Annotated in this window: 24 protein-coding genes and 2 riboswitches; of the genes, 6 read left to right on the top strand and 18 right to left on the bottom strand. The window is 45.1% G+C overall.

All coding sequences use genetic code 11. From position 1 onward, the window contains the following. Positions 1-246: 246 nt before the first annotated feature. The 15 genes from AC4PHM_RS14445 to AC4PHM_RS14375 all read right to left on the bottom strand — a co-directional run bounded on the left by AC4PHM_RS14445 (position 247) and on the right by AC4PHM_RS14375 (position 8551). Entirely contained in the window at positions 247-681 is a 435-nt protein-coding gene (locus tag AC4PHM_RS14445) for a single-stranded DNA-binding protein (RefSeq protein WP_492018436.1), read from the bottom strand. After that, positions 681-1769: a DNA cytosine methyltransferase gene (locus tag AC4PHM_RS14440; protein WP_492018435.1), complete on the bottom strand. Its 1089-nt coding sequence runs from the start codon at positions 1767-1769 to the stop codon at positions 681-683. The genes AC4PHM_RS14445 and AC4PHM_RS14440 overlap by 1 nt, the downstream gene beginning before the upstream one ends. 13 nt (positions 1770-1782) lie before the next feature. After that, on the bottom strand, positions 1783-2118 hold the full coding sequence (locus tag AC4PHM_RS14435) for a RusA family crossover junction endodeoxyribonuclease (protein ID WP_492018434.1): 336 nt from the start codon (positions 2116-2118) through the stop codon (positions 1783-1785). Further along, positions 2099-2683, bottom strand: a complete 585-nt coding sequence (locus AC4PHM_RS14430) for a hypothetical protein (protein ID WP_492018433.1) — start codon at positions 2681-2683, stop codon at positions 2099-2101. The genes AC4PHM_RS14435 and AC4PHM_RS14430 overlap by 20 nt, the downstream gene beginning before the upstream one ends. Positions 2684-2698: 15 nt before the next feature. Beyond that, a complete protein-coding gene (locus tag AC4PHM_RS14425; protein WP_492018432.1) occupies positions 2699-3424 on the bottom strand; it encodes an MBL fold metallo-hydrolase in 726 nt (241 codons plus the stop codon). Further along, a complete protein-coding gene (locus AC4PHM_RS14420) occupies positions 3421-4134 on the bottom strand; it encodes a recombinase family protein (RefSeq protein WP_492018431.1) in 714 nt (237 codons plus the stop codon). Before AC4PHM_RS14420 ends, AC4PHM_RS14425 begins: the two co-directional genes overlap by 4 nt. Further along, positions 4134-6053, bottom strand: a complete 1920-nt coding sequence (locus AC4PHM_RS14415; RefSeq protein ID WP_492018430.1) for an ATP-binding protein — start codon at positions 6051-6053, stop codon at positions 4134-4136. The genes AC4PHM_RS14420 and AC4PHM_RS14415 overlap by 1 nt, the downstream gene beginning before the upstream one ends. Next, the gene (locus tag AC4PHM_RS14410; RefSeq protein ID WP_492018429.1) at positions 6050-6298 is read right to left on the bottom strand and encodes a hypothetical protein; all 249 of its coding nucleotides are present in this window, start codon (positions 6296-6298) and stop codon (positions 6050-6052) included. The genes AC4PHM_RS14415 and AC4PHM_RS14410 overlap by 4 nt, the downstream gene beginning before the upstream one ends. A 66-nt stretch (positions 6299-6364) precedes the next feature. Then, positions 6365-6598 (bottom strand): hypothetical protein, encoded by a 234-nt coding sequence (locus AC4PHM_RS14405; protein WP_492018428.1) that lies wholly within the window; start codon positions 6596-6598, stop codon positions 6365-6367. Between the two features lie 28 nt (positions 6599-6626). Beyond that, positions 6627-6851 (bottom strand): hypothetical protein, encoded by a 225-nt coding sequence (locus tag AC4PHM_RS14400; RefSeq protein WP_492018427.1) that lies wholly within the window; start codon positions 6849-6851, stop codon positions 6627-6629. Between the two features lie 2 nt (positions 6852-6853). Beyond that, positions 6854-7072, bottom strand: coding sequence for a hypothetical protein (locus AC4PHM_RS14395; RefSeq protein WP_492018426.1), 219 nt, complete (start codon positions 7070-7072; stop codon positions 6854-6856). Between the two features lie 107 nt (positions 7073-7179). Next, positions 7180-7929 carry a phage antirepressor KilAC domain-containing protein gene (locus AC4PHM_RS14390; RefSeq protein WP_492018425.1) on the bottom strand — a complete coding sequence of 250 codons (750 nt, stop codon included), beginning with the start codon at positions 7927-7929 and terminating at the stop codon, positions 7180-7182. After that, positions 7922-8074: a hypothetical protein gene (locus AC4PHM_RS14385; protein WP_291405465.1), complete on the bottom strand. Its 153-nt coding sequence runs from the start codon at positions 8072-8074 to the stop codon at positions 7922-7924. Before AC4PHM_RS14385 ends, AC4PHM_RS14390 begins: the two co-directional genes overlap by 8 nt. Before the next feature lie 14 nt (positions 8075-8088). Beyond that, positions 8089-8280: a helix-turn-helix domain-containing protein gene (locus AC4PHM_RS14380; protein WP_492018424.1), complete on the bottom strand. Its 192-nt coding sequence runs from the start codon at positions 8278-8280 to the stop codon at positions 8089-8091. Positions 8281-8350: 70 nt separating this feature from the next. Beyond that, on the bottom strand, positions 8351-8551 hold the full coding sequence (locus tag AC4PHM_RS14375; protein WP_492018423.1) for a hypothetical protein: 201 nt from the start codon (positions 8549-8551) through the stop codon (positions 8351-8353). Positions 8552-8692: 141 nt separating this feature from the next. Here AC4PHM_RS14375 and AC4PHM_RS14370 point away from each other — a divergent pair, with 141 nt between their 5' ends. The 3 genes from AC4PHM_RS14370 to AC4PHM_RS14360 all read left to right on the top strand — a co-directional run bounded on the left by AC4PHM_RS14370 (position 8693) and on the right by AC4PHM_RS14360 (position 11053). Further along, the gene (locus AC4PHM_RS14370) at positions 8693-9073 is read left to right on the top strand and encodes a helix-turn-helix domain-containing protein (RefSeq protein ID WP_291405471.1); all 381 of its coding nucleotides are present in this window, start codon (positions 8693-8695) and stop codon (positions 9071-9073) included. A gap of 262 nt (positions 9074-9335) precedes the next feature. After that, positions 9336-9887 (top strand): hypothetical protein, encoded by a 552-nt coding sequence (locus AC4PHM_RS14365; RefSeq protein WP_492018422.1) that lies wholly within the window; start codon positions 9336-9338, stop codon positions 9885-9887. Between the two features lie 80 nt (positions 9888-9967). After that, positions 9968-11053: a site-specific integrase gene (locus AC4PHM_RS14360; protein ID WP_492018421.1), complete on the top strand. Its 1086-nt coding sequence runs from the start codon at positions 9968-9970 to the stop codon at positions 11051-11053. Between the two features lie 81 nt (positions 11054-11134). On the opposite strand, the gene guaA is transcribed toward AC4PHM_RS14360, so the two are convergent. Together guaA and guaB are read right to left on the bottom strand one after the other, a co-directional pair. Next, the gene (guaA, locus tag AC4PHM_RS14355; RefSeq protein ID WP_492018420.1) at positions 11135-12676 is read right to left on the bottom strand and encodes a glutamine-hydrolyzing GMP synthase; all 1542 of its coding nucleotides are present in this window, start codon (positions 12674-12676) and stop codon (positions 11135-11137) included. 100 nt (positions 12677-12776) lie between these two features. Continuing rightward, entirely contained in the window at positions 12777-14243 is a 1467-nt protein-coding gene (gene guaB / locus AC4PHM_RS14350) for an IMP dehydrogenase (protein ID WP_492018419.1), read from the bottom strand. Between the two features lie 302 nt (positions 14244-14545). Then, positions 14546-14647, bottom strand: a riboswitch (purine riboswitch). Positions 14648-14837: 190 nt separating this feature from the next. On the opposite strand from guaB, the gene AC4PHM_RS14345 reads away from it, so the two are divergent. From AC4PHM_RS14345 to AC4PHM_RS14335, 3 genes are all read left to right on the top strand, one after another. Next, on the top strand, positions 14838-15689 hold the full coding sequence (locus AC4PHM_RS14345; RefSeq protein ID WP_492018418.1) for a metallophosphoesterase: 852 nt from the start codon (positions 14838-14840) through the stop codon (positions 15687-15689). Between the two features lie 188 nt (positions 15690-15877). Beyond that, complete coding sequence (locus AC4PHM_RS14340) at positions 15878-16153, top strand: type II toxin-antitoxin system RelB/DinJ family antitoxin (RefSeq protein WP_291405476.1); 276 nt, start codon at positions 15878-15880, stop codon at positions 16151-16153. Beyond that, positions 16150-16425: a type II toxin-antitoxin system YafQ family toxin gene (locus tag AC4PHM_RS14335; RefSeq protein ID WP_492018417.1), complete on the top strand. Its 276-nt coding sequence runs from the start codon at positions 16150-16152 to the stop codon at positions 16423-16425. Before AC4PHM_RS14340 ends, AC4PHM_RS14335 begins: the two co-directional genes overlap by 4 nt. Before the next feature lie 275 nt (positions 16426-16700). Here AC4PHM_RS14335 and thiT read toward each other — a convergent pair whose 3' ends face one another. Then, positions 16701-17243: an energy-coupled thiamine transporter ThiT gene (gene thiT, locus AC4PHM_RS14330; protein ID WP_492018416.1), complete on the bottom strand. Its 543-nt coding sequence runs from the start codon at positions 17241-17243 to the stop codon at positions 16701-16703. Positions 17244-17316: 73 nt separating this feature from the next. After that, positions 17317-17416, bottom strand: a riboswitch (TPP riboswitch). Positions 17417-17448: the final 32 nt, after the last annotated feature.

The raw sequence follows: 17448 nt of genomic DNA, 5'->3' as shown, positions 1-17448 counted from the left end.
ACAGAAACATCGTTCTGCCATCTGTCTGACTGTAAGACCCTGAGCAATCATTCGCCTGAGCAGTTTTTCAGTGATGACTACTTCTCCGCTTCTCCATCTTTCAGCCATGATCATCCGATGAATTTGATATCTGGAGAATCCAGTTTGTTCAGCAAGATCATTTAGTGTGGATCCCTGCTTATGCCTCCACCAGAGTTGCCCTGGCGACAAGTGATTACTCATCCAACAATACCTCACTCTCTTTTACTAAAACGGTACCTCGTCGTCACCGAAATTTGCGGCGGCAAAATCGTCCTCGTATTGATCAGGTATTGGCAGACTGTCCTGTCTTTCTGACTTCTCTGCTTTATCAAGAAACTCCAAATTATGCGCGGTGATCTCCGTCGTGTATCTTGTCTCTCCGGCTGGAGTTTTAAATGATCCGGTTGTGATCGACCCTTCGATCGCTACCCTTTTGCCTTTTGAGAGATATTGAGCGGCAGTCTCAGCAAGTTTACCCCATGCATTAATTTTGATGAAGTCAGCAGTTGGGATGCCTTTCTGCTGCATCTCGGTCTTCTTCTCTTTGCTCAAATTTTTGTCAACTGCCAGCGTAAAACTTGTGACGGCTCTGCCCGTACTTGCGATGTGTCGAAGTTCCGGATCTTTGGTGAGTCGCCCTATTAAGATTACATAATTCACTAATAATCCTCCCTACATTCATAATTTGCATTTTCAATGTCCGCTATAGCTTTAAGAATTGGGTACACTTGTTGCGGTACCACTGCGTTTCCTAAACATTTAAGTCTGTCCACCCGTGAGGAAATCCCATTAGCCACTCTACCCACGCTGGGTTCAACTGCCCACCATTGCCCTGGCTCATGCTCTTTCGCTCTTCTTCCGTAATCAAGCCCAAGTTTTTCAATTTCTGAAGTTGTTGAAAATTGCCTGTTCCGCCACATAGCCCTGCACCTGTCGTTGGCGTTGGAAACATTGTCCTCAACACAAATCCCGGTATTGAATCTCGTTCCCGCTGACTCGGTGGAAGCGTCGAATTCTTGGCATCCTGAGCCGTCGGTGTCGGCAAAAAAACTGGATCTTCCAACGACTTCCCCCCCTGCCGATTCATTGTATCTCCCGGCTGTGAATCTCTCGTCGTTGGCGTTGGCCACAATCCTTCGTAAGCTACTTGCTCCCGCAATGTTGATAGAGTTGTTCTTCCTGGTCTGTTCTTCTCCATTTGTCTCATTAGTGCCTCCGGTTCTCTCGGCTTCAAAGCGTCCATTGTATTTGGAGTGAGCCAAAATAAACAATCTTTCTCTTTTGTGCGGGGCGTCGACACCGCAAGCTGGAACAAGCAACGCTTGGACTTCGTAACCTTGACCTTCCAAGTCAGATAACACCGTGTCGAGTGCCATATTGATGATTCCAGGCACATTTTCACCAATAATCCAAGCGGGCTTGAGTTCTTGTATAACTCTAAGCATTTCTGGCCAGAGATAACGGTCATCATCTTTGCCGCTTCGCTTCCCGGCGACACTGAACGGTTGACAGGGAAATCCTCCAGATATAAGGTCAACTGTTGTTCTTCCTGTTTTTGCTTTGAAATCGTCTGCTGTAACACTCCTTATATCCCTCCATCTAGGTACATGTGGCCAATGCTTCTCAAGCACCTTTGTTGGATAATCAGCCCACTCGCACTGGCCAACGGTATCAAATCCTGCCCATTCTGCAGCTATGTCTATACCACCAACACCAGTAAATAGGCTTAAGTGTGTGAATTTTGTCATCCGTTTGACCCTCTCATTCAGTCAATATTTCAATTACGATCTCGGTCCTCGGAAATTCCTTATCATAAATAACTCGGCTGCCATCATGCCCGGCAATAATCTCTGAGTTATCATCTTCAAACAGTCCATGATAGACCATGGCATCGTCAACCGCATTCAAGAGATTGGGAAGATCTACCCTTCTCTTTGTTGGCATATAGAACAGGCACTTAACATTTACTCGGCTGTTGATTCCTTTCGGCAAGGTAGATGATGTCAGAAAGACCTGGCAGTTATTCAGATACTCTGCATAGGCTTCTGAAGGTGATACAAATGGTTTACCTGTCCGGCTATTTCTCCTTATCTGCATCGAATTCTTCTTGGTTCGTGGAATAAACGGCAATACGATCTTTATCATTTCTACCTCGCTTTTCTCGTAATCTCATTTCGAAGTCCTCGACATTGCTCCTTGATGGTTCGAAATTATGAAAACCATTTTTTGACTTCGATTTTGGTTTTTCGCTATATATATTTCTTAAAGATTCTTTTCCTTCTTTAGTTGTTGCCCTTTGATTGTCCTCTTGCTTGCCGTTTTGTTTGCCCTCTTCTGTTTCTGTTCCTTGATATAATGTGTATTTTTCAACGGTTATGACAGTAAATTTGTTTGTCGTTCTGATTGCCACCTCGTTTGTCGATTTGAGTTTATCGAGTGCGAGCCTCACTTGCTTTGTGGTAAGACCTGTCTCTTTGGACAAATTAGCAACCGATGTTATAAATTCACCCCTGCATATTTTATGTCCCTTCCAAATATTTTCCTTAAAGTTCGCTTTTAGAAGGATGTGAATGAACAGAATGAGGACGTTTTTCTCGTCATACCATTCCCAATCCAGCATTTTTCTATGGATTTTTATCCATCCATTCAGCTTTTCTGCCATCGTCCATTCACACCCCTAAAACTCCATTTGTAATCCCGTTTCTGCAACTACGGTCTCAATACCGGTTCTTCTGCTGATCCTGTCCCTGAAGACTTCAGGCTCTGAATTATTCTCTGAAGTATGAAGCAGCATGATCTTTCTGGTTCTTCCTAGCTCGGAAGCCATCAAAAAGGTTTCGACGTCACTTATCTCAAAATGCGAATGCTTTGCCCGTTTCGCTATGCTTGGATGGATCCTTCCATCCCTCAGGTTGCGATCCAATATTTCTACATCATAATTTGCTTCAATCATGAAGCAGTCTATCGATCGAAACCGGTATTTGAGAAAGTAAGTATCAGTAGCAAAGACTATTCTTTGCCTGAGATCCACCGACTCAATCAGAAAACCAAGCGGCTCACTTGCATCGTGCTGAACCAGAAACGGAAGCACATTAAACTCACCAATAGAAACTGGTTTATTAGGCTCCAGAATGCGTCTGTACTGTTGATCTGTCCCAAGCGCATCAAACGTTCCCCTGCTTGCAAAGATGTCCATTCTGAGCTTCAGAAGATCCTCTACAGCAACTGCATGATCCATATGTTCATGACTTACAAGTACTCCTGCAACATTAGTAATATTGTGTTTGAGTCCTTCGAGAATTTGTTTCTTAGGGACGCCTGCCTCGATCAGCAGGACGTCCCTGGCTCCACTTAAAATGTAGCAGTTTCCTTTTGAACCGCTTGCGATGACATTGATTCTCATCTCAGTTCCGGTGGGATGTCATCATCCTCATCAATCACTGGCATCTGTTCTGCCTCATGAGCTTCTATAATTGGTTCAGGCGCGCTGAACTCTTCGAAATCTAGTGATATAGTGTTTGCCTGTTCCTTCTCGCTGTCGACTACCTGATAACTGTCTGAAGGCATTTCGATAAGTTCATCACTCGAATAGAGACCATACAGAATATCTGAGCAATAGAGGCGTCCGAAGAAGCTTGCTGCACGGTAACGGATCATGACTTCAGGCATAGTCTTCCACTTGGAACCGTTCTTGTCGATCCATCCTTCCGCTTTGGCCATGGCCATGGTGATCGTAGGGCCTGTTATCGTATTTCCATCCATGTCGGTCGCATAGGCATAGCAGGAAAGCGTATCCCCTTTGCCTCCAATTTCAAATTTGAGCGGTCCTTTATACCGTCTTGATCCATTGATGAGGCCTGTTATCATCGAACTGCTCCAGCCTGGCTTACCATTTACGATATAAGTGTTCTGCATTATCATGAAAACTGGCATCTTGACCCTGTCGCTCATCTCAAGCGCGATCAGGCAGTTGGCTGGATTATTCTGATATTCTCTCGGCACAATGGTGCTCTTCGCCAGTGCAACGGCCATTTGCTTTGCCGCCTCGAAGTTCTCAATACTGCTGAATACAGAAAGACTCTTATTCTCCGTTTGCATGAGTTCGTTTGACATTAGACTGCCTCCCTCTCTGTTTTAAGATCAATGTGTTTCTCATCCACGAGCAGATTGATGATCTGACTGTTGATTGTAGCCAGTGCGCTTACAGACTCCCTGTGGTCAACGAATACCGGTGCTCGGAAGTTATAATACCGAGAAAGGTGTTCTATGATCTCAAGCCCTGCATTGATCTGACTGGCAGTATTGGCATCCTGATATGGAACACCATTGATCAGAGTAACAAAGGTGTCTGCCAGACCTCCGTTAAGTTGTGTATCAAAGAGTTTAAAGGTGACGGATCGGAAAAGACTGTTTAACTCAGTTTCGATCATCTCAACTTTGGCTTTAATATAGTTCTCAAGCGCAATAATCTGTCCTTCAGCGATGACAAGCTCATTGGCCAGTTTCTTCCCTTCAGCCTCGAGCTCGCCGATCCGTCCTCTCGAAGTTTCAAAAGCGTCTTTCTGGGCGATGATCTTTTGAAGCGAAGCAATTTCAGCATCCAGTTTCGACGTATCAATCATGTTAATTTCGATCCGGATCTGCAGTTTCTCATTGAGTGATTGGATATGCTCAGTCATTTGACTGACCTTATCCGCAAAGTCTGGAACTGGGTGATTGATAAGCTTCTCGAGTTCTGCTTTTCTTACGTTAAGTTCCATTAAACTGATTCTGGCATTATCGAGTTTGGCTTCTCCTGAAGCGATATCGGCAGTAAGGTCTTCAATTCTGGTTTTAAGCGTTGCGCCCCTTTGGGTGATATCTGCAAGATCCTTTTGCTTTGCATTATCAAATTTTACTCGCGCAATTTCTATCAGCTCCGCAGATTTGCTCGGCGGCAGATCCTGTCCGCAAGTCGGGCACATCGTATCAATTTCATTGAAATTCAGTACTTCAGCCTTACTTGCCTTGTATTCCTTAACGAGCTGCAAGCGTTCATTTTCGTACTGCACGATTTGATTTTTGATTGACTGCTGACTTACCGCGAAGTTTGCGATGTAATCTTTCTTTGACTGAATTTCAGCACTCACTCTTTCAAGTTCACTTCTGGCCAAGTTCTTTTCTTTTTCAGCATCAGTTCGAATTCTTTCAAATTCCTTGATTTGATTTTTATTGTGGCTGATTGCGTCCAGTACCTTTGCCTGCTCATCTATGCGTTTCCTGGCGTCTTCTCTGGCTCGTTTTTCAACGTCATTACGAGTTTGAAGCAGTTCGGTTAATTTCGCTTCAACAGTCTCAAAATTTGTCGTCTGGGGTGACTCGTATGTTGTGCGCGATACTTCATCAATTCTGATTGGGATTTGTTTAATCTGTTCATTCAGTTTCTTTCTGCGATCTTTCAGAAGTGTCATGGCATCTTCAGATCCAAACTTCTTAATTAGTTCTCTAACCGGCTCAAATTGAGGATCATCAAGCAGACTGTCGTCGCTGTACTTAATCAGACTCATCATTAGATCCCGACGCTTCTTCCAATCAAGACGCTGGAATTGGGTAGGATCACTTAGAAGTTTGAAGAGTTCTTCATTCATCATCTCGTTGATTTTGGCTGTGTAGTCACTTATTTTGACAGGCAAACTATCGATGAAACAGTTTGTCTCATGTCCAGAAAGCTGGGCCTCTGAATCACCGCGCTTCTTTGTCCACTTCTCACGGTATTCCTTCCTGAGAGTTATTTGATTTTCCTCATGTTCGATAACCGCTTCAACGATGTGGTCAAGGCCATGAATCGGCCTGCCAAATGAATCTACGGTTTTAACCTCGAAACTTGACCTGCCTGTTGAATCCTTTCCAAAGAGCAACCACAGCCAAGCGTCAAATATAGTTGTTTTACCCGCTCCATTTGCTCCCCTGATTGTAACGTTATGACCATCGGCATTTATCTTCTTTTGTTTCAAACCTTTGAAATTGATCAGTTCGATTGATATGAGTTTCATAGCTCTTCCTCCTTCAAAAATCTGCTTCGATATTCTCTGAATGTCGATCCTCTTAATCCGCATAGTCTTGCCTGTTCCAAAATTTCAGTTTCAGGCAGGCATTTTAGAACATCTTTCATAACCATTACTCTAATTTCCTTAGGAATATTTTTTGTTTCTATTGCCATGAAGGCTATCTCCGGCAGACAACCGGTGAGGGCTGAATAGTAACAGGCCAAAACGCCTGAGTCACCAACATACTGCATTAACTCACCTCTTGTGGTATAATCATTGTGTAGTTTTTTTCTTGGGAGCCTTTGGATCTGCACATCCTAGGCTCTTTTTTCATTGTCATAAAGCCTGCACGCGTCTATGACATTGAGTCGATTGGTGCTTGTTCTCATAACCGCAAGTGTTCTGTTGATATTGTTTTTCTCTTTTGTTATTCCTTCCTGAATCCCTTGTTCTCTGCCGCTTTTAAAACCTTCCCTGTAACCTATCGAATTTCCCATCCATAGTAATGCGACCATAAATACCACCAGAAAAATCATCCCGTAACTATCCATAAATCTTCTCCTTCCGCTTTGTTTTCCATCATTCCAAGGGTTCAATTTTGTATTCTTTTCTTCCACCTTCCCGGATCCGGATTGCCTGTTGCTTTGGTTTCATTTGTAGAATTAACCGAGATTCCAAATGTCCATTTGTACTATGCTCAGATCGATCAAAGTTATCTGTCAGATCGCTGAAAGTCTTTACCGCCGCCATCGGGTGAGTATAACCAATACTGATAAGTCTTGACATGAATTCAATGTGGTTCACCTTCACATCCTCCTTAATTCATATTTCCATTCGCCGTTTTGCCGGAAACGTTCTAAAATCAAATCCCCAGGCGGCAAAAGCATGAATGTTCTTCTGCTGTAACTTGCGTCTTCTAGTCTCCAGTTAAGTTCTTCGTCAATCTGATCTAGCATTTCGCAAGCATCTTGTGGAGTAGTGCATCGGTATCTAATAAGGTCATTTTTGAGCTGTTCTCTGGTCATATTTTTCCTCCTTCGAACTACGCGAAATGTGAAATCCTACGCGCAACGTGTTATAATTGGATCAATAGACTTCTTTTTTTATCCATCCCTTACATAAGAACCTAACTCTAAGCATTCACGCTGATCTGTTTGTTCTCCGGAGATATGACCAGCTTTTTCATAAAATAGATCTGACCTTTACCTGTTACCTTTGTTGTAAAGTAAGGCTTGAGGGTGTTGTTGCTGCCGAATCTCACACCTTCTTTCATTTCAAGAACGCCAAGTTCGACAGACTTCTGGGTTGGTTTGTTTTCATATTTCTGAAGATATCCATATTTCCTGAGCCATTCAAAGAGTCTCTTTTCACCTATGGCCACACCATTTTGGGCCAACAACTTTGAAAAATCTCGGATCAGGATTGAATCTACAGATGCCTCGACAGCCTCTGCAAACAGGACTTTTGGGCGCTCCAGTTCAGCCTGAGTTTCAAGTTCCTTTATCCTTGCATTCATTCCGATCATTTGTCTTTCTGCAATCTTTAGACCTCTGGCCATGACCAGTGATGGTTCATTCCAAGCCCGCTCGACCTGTATAAAATACTCTCGGATCTCATGAGCTTTTTCGCCTCCACTAACCATTGCAAGATGCTTGGCGATATCAATAGAAATGTGATAGTCAACACTAGGTCTGCCAATGCGCTCTGTAGTTTTCCCCCAAAAAGGGGTAAAGTCTATTCCGTCTTTTAGACACAATCTGTGAATTTGCATTTTGAACCAGTCTGTGAAGTCCTTTGAGATCCCAAGTGCTGAATGAAGATCCCTGGCACTTATGATCTGTTCCAGCTGATCATTGGTTTGAATTGAGATTAATTCATTCATATAATTCCTCCGTTTCCCACTCAAGCTCATCAATCTGCATCAATAACTCTCTCCGGTCATCAACCCATTGAAGTGAAAAATCATTATTGTTGTCCATGCTTTCAAGTTGCTTGTATAACGATTTCAATCTCTCTGATTTAGTCATCAATGAAACCTCCCCTACAGGTAAACTTTCTCTTCAAAATAGCGCCTACTGATCTTGCCGGCGATGGTGATCTTGCCTTGTTTCTTAAGTTCCAGGTTCATTTCTCTGATAAGTCGATAACCGGTACTTTCTGAAACGCCTAGGACGTTTGCTACTTCGCGAGCGTTTACAAATTTAGTTTCGATTATTTGAATGTCGTTTCGCATTTGTTCACCTCCATATAGTTGGAACTATTTAGGCACACGCGTTTCGCGTACAAAGAGACAAAAAAATAAACTAATCTTCACCAAATACATCTTCATAAGGCTTTTTCAATTTTTTTAAAATTACGGTTATCTCAGATTGCCTAAATGGACGATTTCCGCTTTCCTTTGACCAGTATGAAGATTCAGCTATACCAATGCACTTGGCCATTTCCAAAGCTGAAACGTTTTGATATTTCCTTTCTCTTCGCAATTTTATGTTAGCTGTATTCATTTTTTCACCCCCTAAAATAATGTCCTCAAAAACAAAGTACCACGCGTTGCGCGTGGTTGTCAATACATCATGTATATTAAGTTTGTTTTATTTTGAAATTACACGGTGCGTGTAGTATTATTATTAAGGAAGGTGATCAAAATGAGTTCTCAAACTAGACGGCATCTTATTGCAAGTAAAATCAAATCATTACGCGAGCAAATTGGTATGACACAAAAAGACTTTGCTGATTATGTCGGATTGGCTCCGACTACAATAAGTAGTTATGAAACAGGACACAGATCACCTGATATCCAAACATTAGAAATTATCGCCGATAAACTAAATGTACCTATAGCAGAAATATTATGCTTAGATAACACAGAAACCACAACCTTATCTGGTGTTGAAGTTCCAAACGAATTGAAAAATCTTGACATTGAAAGTATTCAGATTCTTAAAGAGTTAAAAGAATCAGGAATGGACGCAGATGAAATCAAAGCTGTCCTTGAACTCGTGAAGACGATTCGAAAAACAAAATAAATCGAGCAGCTGAAAATATGGCTGCTCTTTCTATTTTTTTGGTATAAAATCAAGATTAACATAAGTAACTCCGTTTATTCTTACGTGATCGATTGTCGAGACGCCAAGAGACACGAATTTTATCTGCATTTAATCCCCTCTTGTAGAACGCGTGTTCTATTTCTGGTATGATTATACCATACAGTTTTGTATTCGGGGAGGAGAAATTTCTGAATACTTGGCTTTTATACTGAGATTGCATCAACTCTAAAGGAGTGATTGTGTGAAGCGTTTCAAATACACAAAAGAATTGATAAACTATATTGTTGAAAAAGTAAATTCACAACATCAATTTGAATCAAATAAAATGATCAATCTGCTTAAAGCTTATAATGAATCAAAGGGTCTTTCGAGCGAAGGAACGTTTGAATTTCAGGATATCCAAGCTTTGAATATGATAACAAACTACATTAATAATCATATGAATTGGATAGAAGATCTGCAGTCAGAATTTAGACACACATATACGAAAAAGGAAATGTTATTTATTGAAAACCTGATCGAAAGCAAAATTGAACCATTAGTAAACGCATTGAAGTCTCAAATAGCGGCAAACAATTCCGACATTTATGATAACGAAGACATTATTAAATTTCCAAAATTGGATACAGCTACATTAGAGATATCACGTAATCTTAATGATAGGTGTAAGCGGATACTCCTGACAAACTGGCTAACTAAAGATGACCAAGCTATCCGTTTATCACGACAAGCTAATTTCTTTTCACTATGTGCTGTAATTGCTTCAATACTAATCGGATTATTATTTGATTGATTATTAACTTTTGAATCTTCAACTCATAATCACATAATATCTATTGCATTTCTAGGCAATAAGAATGAAAGGAAAATATTATGCCCGCTTACAAAGACGAAAAGCGCGGAACATGGTACGCCAAATTCAACTACACTGATTGGACAGGTACTACAAAACAAAAGATGCAGCGTGGATTTAAGACTCAAAAGGAAGCCAAGGCTTTTGAACGCGAGTTCCTTAGTAAATCGAACGCGAGTCCTAACATGGCCTTTGGTCATTTCGTAGAACTCTACATGGAAGACTGTAAATCACGCTTAAAACCAACAACATATGAAAACAAAGAATTTGCCGTGAATACAAAGATTCTACCGTACTTCAGAGACATGCCTCTCAATTCAATTGAAGCATCTACCATACGTAAGTGGCAAAACGAGTTGCTAACCCATGAGAACAACTATTCACAGACATATCTAAAGACTATAAACAACCAGTTATCAGCCATTTTCAACTTCGCGATGAAGTACTACAAACTCCCATCTAATCCGGCAAGGATTTGCGGATCCATGGGAAAAAAGAATGCTGACGAGATGAATTTCTGGACCTTGGATGAATTCAATAGATTTATCAAGTATTCTGATAATCCCACGTATACAACGATTTATCAGATTCTATTCTGGACAGGGATTCGAATTGGCGAATGCCTGGCTTTGACTTTAAATGATTTTGATCTAGTAGAACATTCAGTGAGCATCAATAAAAACTATGCGAGGCATCAAAAAACCGACCTGATCCTCGAACCGAAGACGCCTAAGTCAAAAAGAATTATTACCATACCTGACTATCTTTCGGATATAGTACGAGACTATGCTTCAAAATTGTATGACTACGATCCGACAGATCGTTTATTTCCATTTCCAAGAACCACGATGAACGGACACATAGTGCGTATAGTAAAGAAATCTGGTGTGAAGAGAATCCGGATACATGATCTTCGGCATTCACATGCTTCTCTGCTGATCGAAATGGGTGTCTCCCCATTGCTTATTTCTGAGAGACTAGGACACGAAAACATCGAAACTACACTCCAAACCTATTCGCATCTTTATCCAAATAAGCATGGCGAAGTACGCTTAAAATTACAAGAAATGACACAGAAAAACACGATTGACACCACTGAAAAATAAAGTTCGTATCATATTCGTATCACGAGCAATAAAATAACCCTGCGAATCTTGTTATTTCAAGACTCGCAGGGTTTTCTCATCTTATTCCCACTCTATCGTACTAGGTGGCTTCGACGTAATGTCATACACAATCCTATTCACGTGATCGACTTCATTGACAATCCTTGAGCTGATCTTATCCAGCACTTCATAAGGTATTCTCGCCCAATCGGAGGTCATACCATCAATGGACGTGACGGCACGAATCCCTACCAAATGGCTGTAAGTTCTTTCATCGCCCATAACACCAACAGATTTGACATTCGGGAGGACGGTGAAGTACTGCCAGACGTCTCGGTGAAGGCCGGCTTTCTTAATTTCCTCGCGCAGGATTGCATCTGACTCGCGGACAATCTTCAGCTTCTCTTCTGTCAGCTCGCCCATGACGCGGATGGCAAGACCCGGACCCGGGAACGGCTGGCGCCAGACGATATTCTCGTCCAGGCCAATCTCCAAGCCCACCTTACGGACTTCATCCTTAAAGAGGTCGCGGAGGGGCTCAATAAGCTCGAAATCCATATCTTCCGGAAGGCCGCCAACATTGTGGTGACTCTTAATGACTTGAGCGGTGTCGGTGCCGCTTTCTATAACGTCTGGGTAAACAGTGCCCTGAACCAGCCACTTGATGCCCTGAAGTTTGTTGGCCTCTTCTTCAAAGACGCGGATAAACTCTTCGCCTATGATCTTGCGCTTGGTCTCTGGGTCGGAGACGCCGGCAAGCTTGCCAAGGAAGCGCTCCTGTGCATTGACGCGGATAAAGTTCATGTGGAAGTCTTCCATAAAGACCTTTTCGACCTCGTCACCTTCATTCTTTCTGAGGAGGCCATGATCGACGAAGATGCAGGTCAGGTTGTTGCCAATAGCCTTGTGGACCATGAGGGCAGCAACAGAGGAATCGACGCCGCCTGAGAGGCCGCAGAGGACCTTATCATTGCCGGCAATCTGTTTAATCTGCGCAATCTTTTCTTCCGCGAAAGAGCCCATATTCCAACGGCCCTCGCAGCCGCAAATCTCATAAAGGAAGTTCTGAATCAGGGTGCGGCCAAACGGGGTGTGCTCTACTTCGGCGTGGAACTGGACAGCGTAGAGCTTTTTCTCCACGGATTCCATTGCGCCAACCGGGCAGTTGTCGGTGGTCGCAGTGATAGTGAAGTCCGCCGGTGCTTGCTCAACATAGTCAAAGTGGCTCATCCAGCAGGTGGAGCCGGACTCGACGCCAGCGAACAGGGCGCTGTCACTGCCCAAATTCAGGCTGATCTTGCCATATTCGCGCTGGTCTGCCTTTCTGACCTTGCCACCCAGGAGATGGGCCATGAGCTGCATGCCGTAGCAGATGCCCAGAACCGGGACACCCAGCTCGAAGATGCCAGGATCTACAGTCGGTGCGCCCTCCAGGTAGACGGAGTTCGGGCCGCCGGTAAAGATGATGCCGCTCGGATTTTTTTCCTTGATGGTGCTCAGCGGTGTCTTGTAGGAGACGACCTCGCTGTAGACGCCGGCTTCACGAACGCGGCGCGCGATCAGCTGGTTGTATTGACCGCCAAAGTCTATAATGACGATCTTTTCGTTTTCGACTTGCATCATGTACAGATTCCTCCACTTGGAAATTTGTCATTGTCACTTACAGTTTAGATAAATTCGGCGACCTTGTACATAGGCCGCCGATGGTTTTCAATCGCCAAAGCTATTCATGCCTGCTCGGCGTATAGTTGGACGATTCCTTTGTGATCTGAATGTCGTGCGGATGGCTCTCAATGAGGCCTGCGTTCGTGATGCGGATAAACTTGGCTTCCTTCTGTAAAGTCGGAAGGTCCTTGGTACCGCAGTAGCCCATGCCGGACTTGAGGCCGCCGACGAGCTGGTAGATCATATCCTTCAGGACGCCGCGGTAAGGGACGCGGCCTTCCACACCTTCCGGTACGAATTTCTTCGAATCCGTCTGGAAGTAGCGGTCCTTGCTGCCCGCGTTCATGGCGCCTTCGGAGCCCATGCCGCGGTAAGTCTTGTAGCTTCTGCCCTGGTACATGACAATTTCGCCCGGGCTTTCCTCAGTGCCTGCGAAGAGCGAGCCCAGCATGACGGTGTCCGCGCCGGCTGCGATAGCCTTGACAATGTCGCCGGAGTACTTGATGCCACCATCGGCAATAATTGGGATATTGTAGCGGCGGGCGACCTCAGCGCAGTCCATGACGGCGGTGAATTGCGGCACGCCTATGCCTGCGACGACGCGGGTGGTGCAGATGGAGCCAGGGCCTATGCCGACCTTGATGGCGTCAGCACCTGCATTGATCAGGTCAAGTGTGGCTTCTGCCGTCGCGACGTTGCCGGCAATGATCTGCGCCTCAGGGAAAGTCGCGCGGAGCTTGGCGACGGCGTCAATGACGTTCTTGCTGTGACCGTGTGCAGAGTCCAGGGTCAGGACGTCGACGCCTGCCTTCAGCATAGCCGCCGCACGGTCCATCATGTCGCTGCCCAGGCCAATGGCCGCGCCGCAAAGGAGTCTCGCCTTGTCGTCCGTAGCGCGGTTCGGGAAGATGACGACCTTCTGGATGTCCTTGATGGTGATGAGACCCTTCAGGTGGCCCTCTTCGTCCGTCAGTGGGAGCTTTTCGATCTTCCACTTGCGCAGGATCTTCTCCGCTTCCACCATGGAGATACCTTCTCTTGCGGTGATGAGGTTTTCTTTGGTCATGACCTCATCGATAGGCTTGGAGTTGTCGGTTTCAAAGCGGATGTCCCGGTTGGTGATGATCCCGACGAGCTTGTGGGCTTCGTCGACTATTGGTACGCCAGAAATCCTGTAGCGCTCCATGAGCATGAGGGCGTCGCTGACGTGGTGTGATGGGGACAGATAAAAGGGATCAACAATGACGCCGTGCTCGCTGCGCTTGACCTTGTCGACCTCCAGGGCTTGCTGCTCAATGGTCATGTTCTTGTGGATGATGCCTATGCCGCCTTCCCGGGCAATGGCAATGGCCATGTTGGCTTCCGTGACGGTATCCATGCCGGCGCTCATGATGGGGATATTGAGCGAGATCTTGTTGGTGAGTCGTGTCTTGACGGAGACGTCGCTTGGGAGTACCTCTGAGCGCTGTGGCATCAGCAGGACGTCATCATAGGTCAAACCTTCTTTAATTGTAAACGTGGACATGCTTAAGTGGGTCCCCTTTCGCTAATTTGCCTGGAGATTGTTTTGCCGATGGTCGGCTTGCCCCAGGAGTGATGGATGGACGGAAGTCGCAGTAGTTCCTTTGGAACAGGAAACGTGACTATCTGAAATAAAATTCTGCAGTTGAGGGGGGGGTGGCAAGGCGGGCCGACCAAGACCCGCCTGCCGTGAATAGAATGAAGAGTAAGTAAACAACGAATTAGTCGCTGGTACTGAAGGCAACAAAAAATCCCGATTTCCCTGAGTGAAATCGAGATGAATGACATGACTTTCAAAGACGAAAGCCGCCTTCAGATTTCACTCATAGCAGGAAAATTTAAGGTTTTCCCGTAGAAACTGGCAGTCCATATTACCGCCGATATATGAGTGTCCGCATTAAGTTAATGATTTTCTCTAAGGTAACAAAATTTGAGGACAATGTCAACAACATCGAGGGATTATTTCGTACTTTTTGCGAAATTTTATCGAAATATCATTTTTAATGTTCGTGTTTTTATAAATATAAAAGAATTGTCATGATTTTTTGACTATTATTTCCTTAAAAAGACGTACAATAGGTGCAGGTGGTGAATGATCATGCATGCATTTGACATAAAATATAAAAGCGGCTGGCGGCTGGCGCTGATAATCCTGATCCTGGTGGGTCTGGTCAGCGCTTTCATTGTCGGCGCTATTCAGGGTGAGCGGCTGGTGATTGAGCGGGTTACGGTACCATCGGCTAATGTCCCTGAGGCTTTGAAGGGCAGGACTATTGCGGTGCTCAGCGATCTGCACGGGCACATCACTGAGGAGAACGCGGCGCTGCTGCTGGAGGGTCTGAGGGAAGCTGATCCCGCAGCCATTCTGCTGGCGGGGGACATGGTGGACAGCCGGGAGGCCGATTGGCCAGAGGCCCGGGCGCTGATGGAGGCACTGCCTGACATTGCCCCGGTCTATTACAGCTACGGCAATCATGAAATAGCGAACATTGAGCGGGGCAGGGCCCTGGGCTGGCTTGAGGAGCTTGGCATTACGGTTCTGAGAAATGAAAGCGCGATCCTGGCCCTTGAAGCAGGGGGCGTAACGGTGACCCTCAGCGGTCTGGACGACCGGATTGGGTTTGCCTCTGAGCGGAGCTACATTCTGGCTATGAACCGGCTGCGGAATGCGGGCAGCTATCAGATTCTCCTCAGCCACCGGCCGGAATATGCGCAGGACTACGCAGCGGCGGGCTTCGACCTGGTCGTCAGCGGCCATGCCCACGGCGGTCAGGTGCGTCTGCCTTGGATTGGGCCTCTCTTGGCGCCGCACCAGGGGTTCTTTCCGAAGCTGGCGGAAGGCGTCCATATCACCGGAGACACGACCCACGTGATCAGCCGGGGGCTGGGGAACAAGGTTCCGTTTCCGCGGCTGTTCAATCCGCGGGAAGTGGTGTTGGTGGGGTTTTAGCATAAGGCGCCATGGCGAAAAGCATGCCATGGCGCCTTATGTTATACTTTCGCAAATACAAGTGCAACGCACACGTATAAGTTGCATTTGTATTGATAAAACACACTTTTAGAAGTATAATTGTTATAGAATCATAGAACCGATTTAAGAGAACGGTAAAAGTAACGACAAAGAAAGGAGTTTTTATAATGGCTACCACCAATGTCACAATTCGCATGGATGAAGAATTAAAGAAACAGGCTGAAGAATTGTTTTACGACTTAGGGTTAACTATGACAACAGCTTTTATTGCGTTCACAAGGCAAGCTGTCAGAGAACAGAGGATCCCTTTTAATATATCCAGAAATGTACCTAATGCTGAAACCATCGCTGCTATTCAGGAAGTTGAAAAGATGAAAGCTGATCCTCAAGCCTATAAGGGTTATGATGACGTCGATGAAATGATGAAGGAACTTTTAAAATGAAGTATACTGTGAAACCTTCAACCAAGTTTCAGAAGGATTTAAAACGCGCCGTTAAGCGTGGCTATAATATCGCATTGCTCACAGATGTCATAAAAACACTGGCAAACGGAGAAATTCTTCCTGCAAAGTATAGAGACCACAATCTAAGCGGTAATAATTCAAATTGTAGAGAATGTCACATCACTCCGGATTGGCTGCTGATTTATGAAATTACAGAACGCGATTTGATTTTGTATCTCACCAGAACCGGAAGCCATAGTGATTTATTTTAGCAAGTGATAACATCATCATATCACATCGTGCTATTTCGATTTTTATCCTATAGCACCACGTGTTATAACCGTGCTATAAATCTGTTATCGATCCGTGGTATCGTTTAATATATGTGTAAAAAACAACGACTATCGGCAGAGTCTTTGAAGCTTTAAAAAGCTCAAGAACTCAGCCGATAGTCGTTTTTTCTTTCCGCTTGAAAAGGGTTGAAGAACCTGAGATTAATAAGCGTAAGGAGCCTCAGACACCCACTTCACCCTCTTCTACAACCTATTCAATTTTCAGCAGCCAAAGCCCCTGCCGGCGCCACCAGACGCTTATACACAAACGCGAATGCCGCAATGGTGAGCAGCATCTCTGGCAGCATGTAGGAGCCGTTGTAGATCAGCGAGTAGATCAGCGGATTCTGGCCCTCCGGCGCATAGGAAGCAAAGACGACGACGCCTGAAATGACGCTGGACACATAGCGCAGAAAGACGCCCAGAATGATGCCAAAGGTCGCGTTCACCAGCTTCTTCCCGAATAAGCCTGCCAGTCCCAGAAATCCAAAGCCCAGAACGTAGTCAAACAGGATCGAGACCGGGTGGAAAGACCATTTTGGTCCCAGGATGAACTGAAGGATTCCGTACACTATGGCGACAAAGAGGCCGGGGCCGGCACCATAGCGAACCGCGTAGATCAGGATGGGCAGCATGCTGACGGCTGTGATGGAGCCGCCGCTGGGCATCTGAAAGATGACGACCAGACTGAGGACATAGGCGAGGGCCAGCATGACGCCGCCTTCGACCAGCATTTTGACAGTGAGCTTGTTATTCATGGATGAGTCTCCTCTCGGTTTTTATGTCAAAGCGAGAAAAAGATCCTGTACAGGGCGTGTACAGGATCTTCAGAAGACTCTAAACACACTTCCCTACGCCGGCACTACCCGGATCAGGTTCGAAGGGTCACGGCTTAAAGCCGTTCTCAGCATTTGCTCCCCTAGTGTACGGATTCAATTTTCGCATGACTTCAGTGTGTGACTG

The sequence above is a fragment of the Acidaminobacter sp. QWL-03 genome (genome assembly GCF_058683855.1).
The sequence above is the reverse complement of the archived record's forward strand: the minus strand, read 5'-3'. Positions and strand labels throughout refer to the sequence as shown.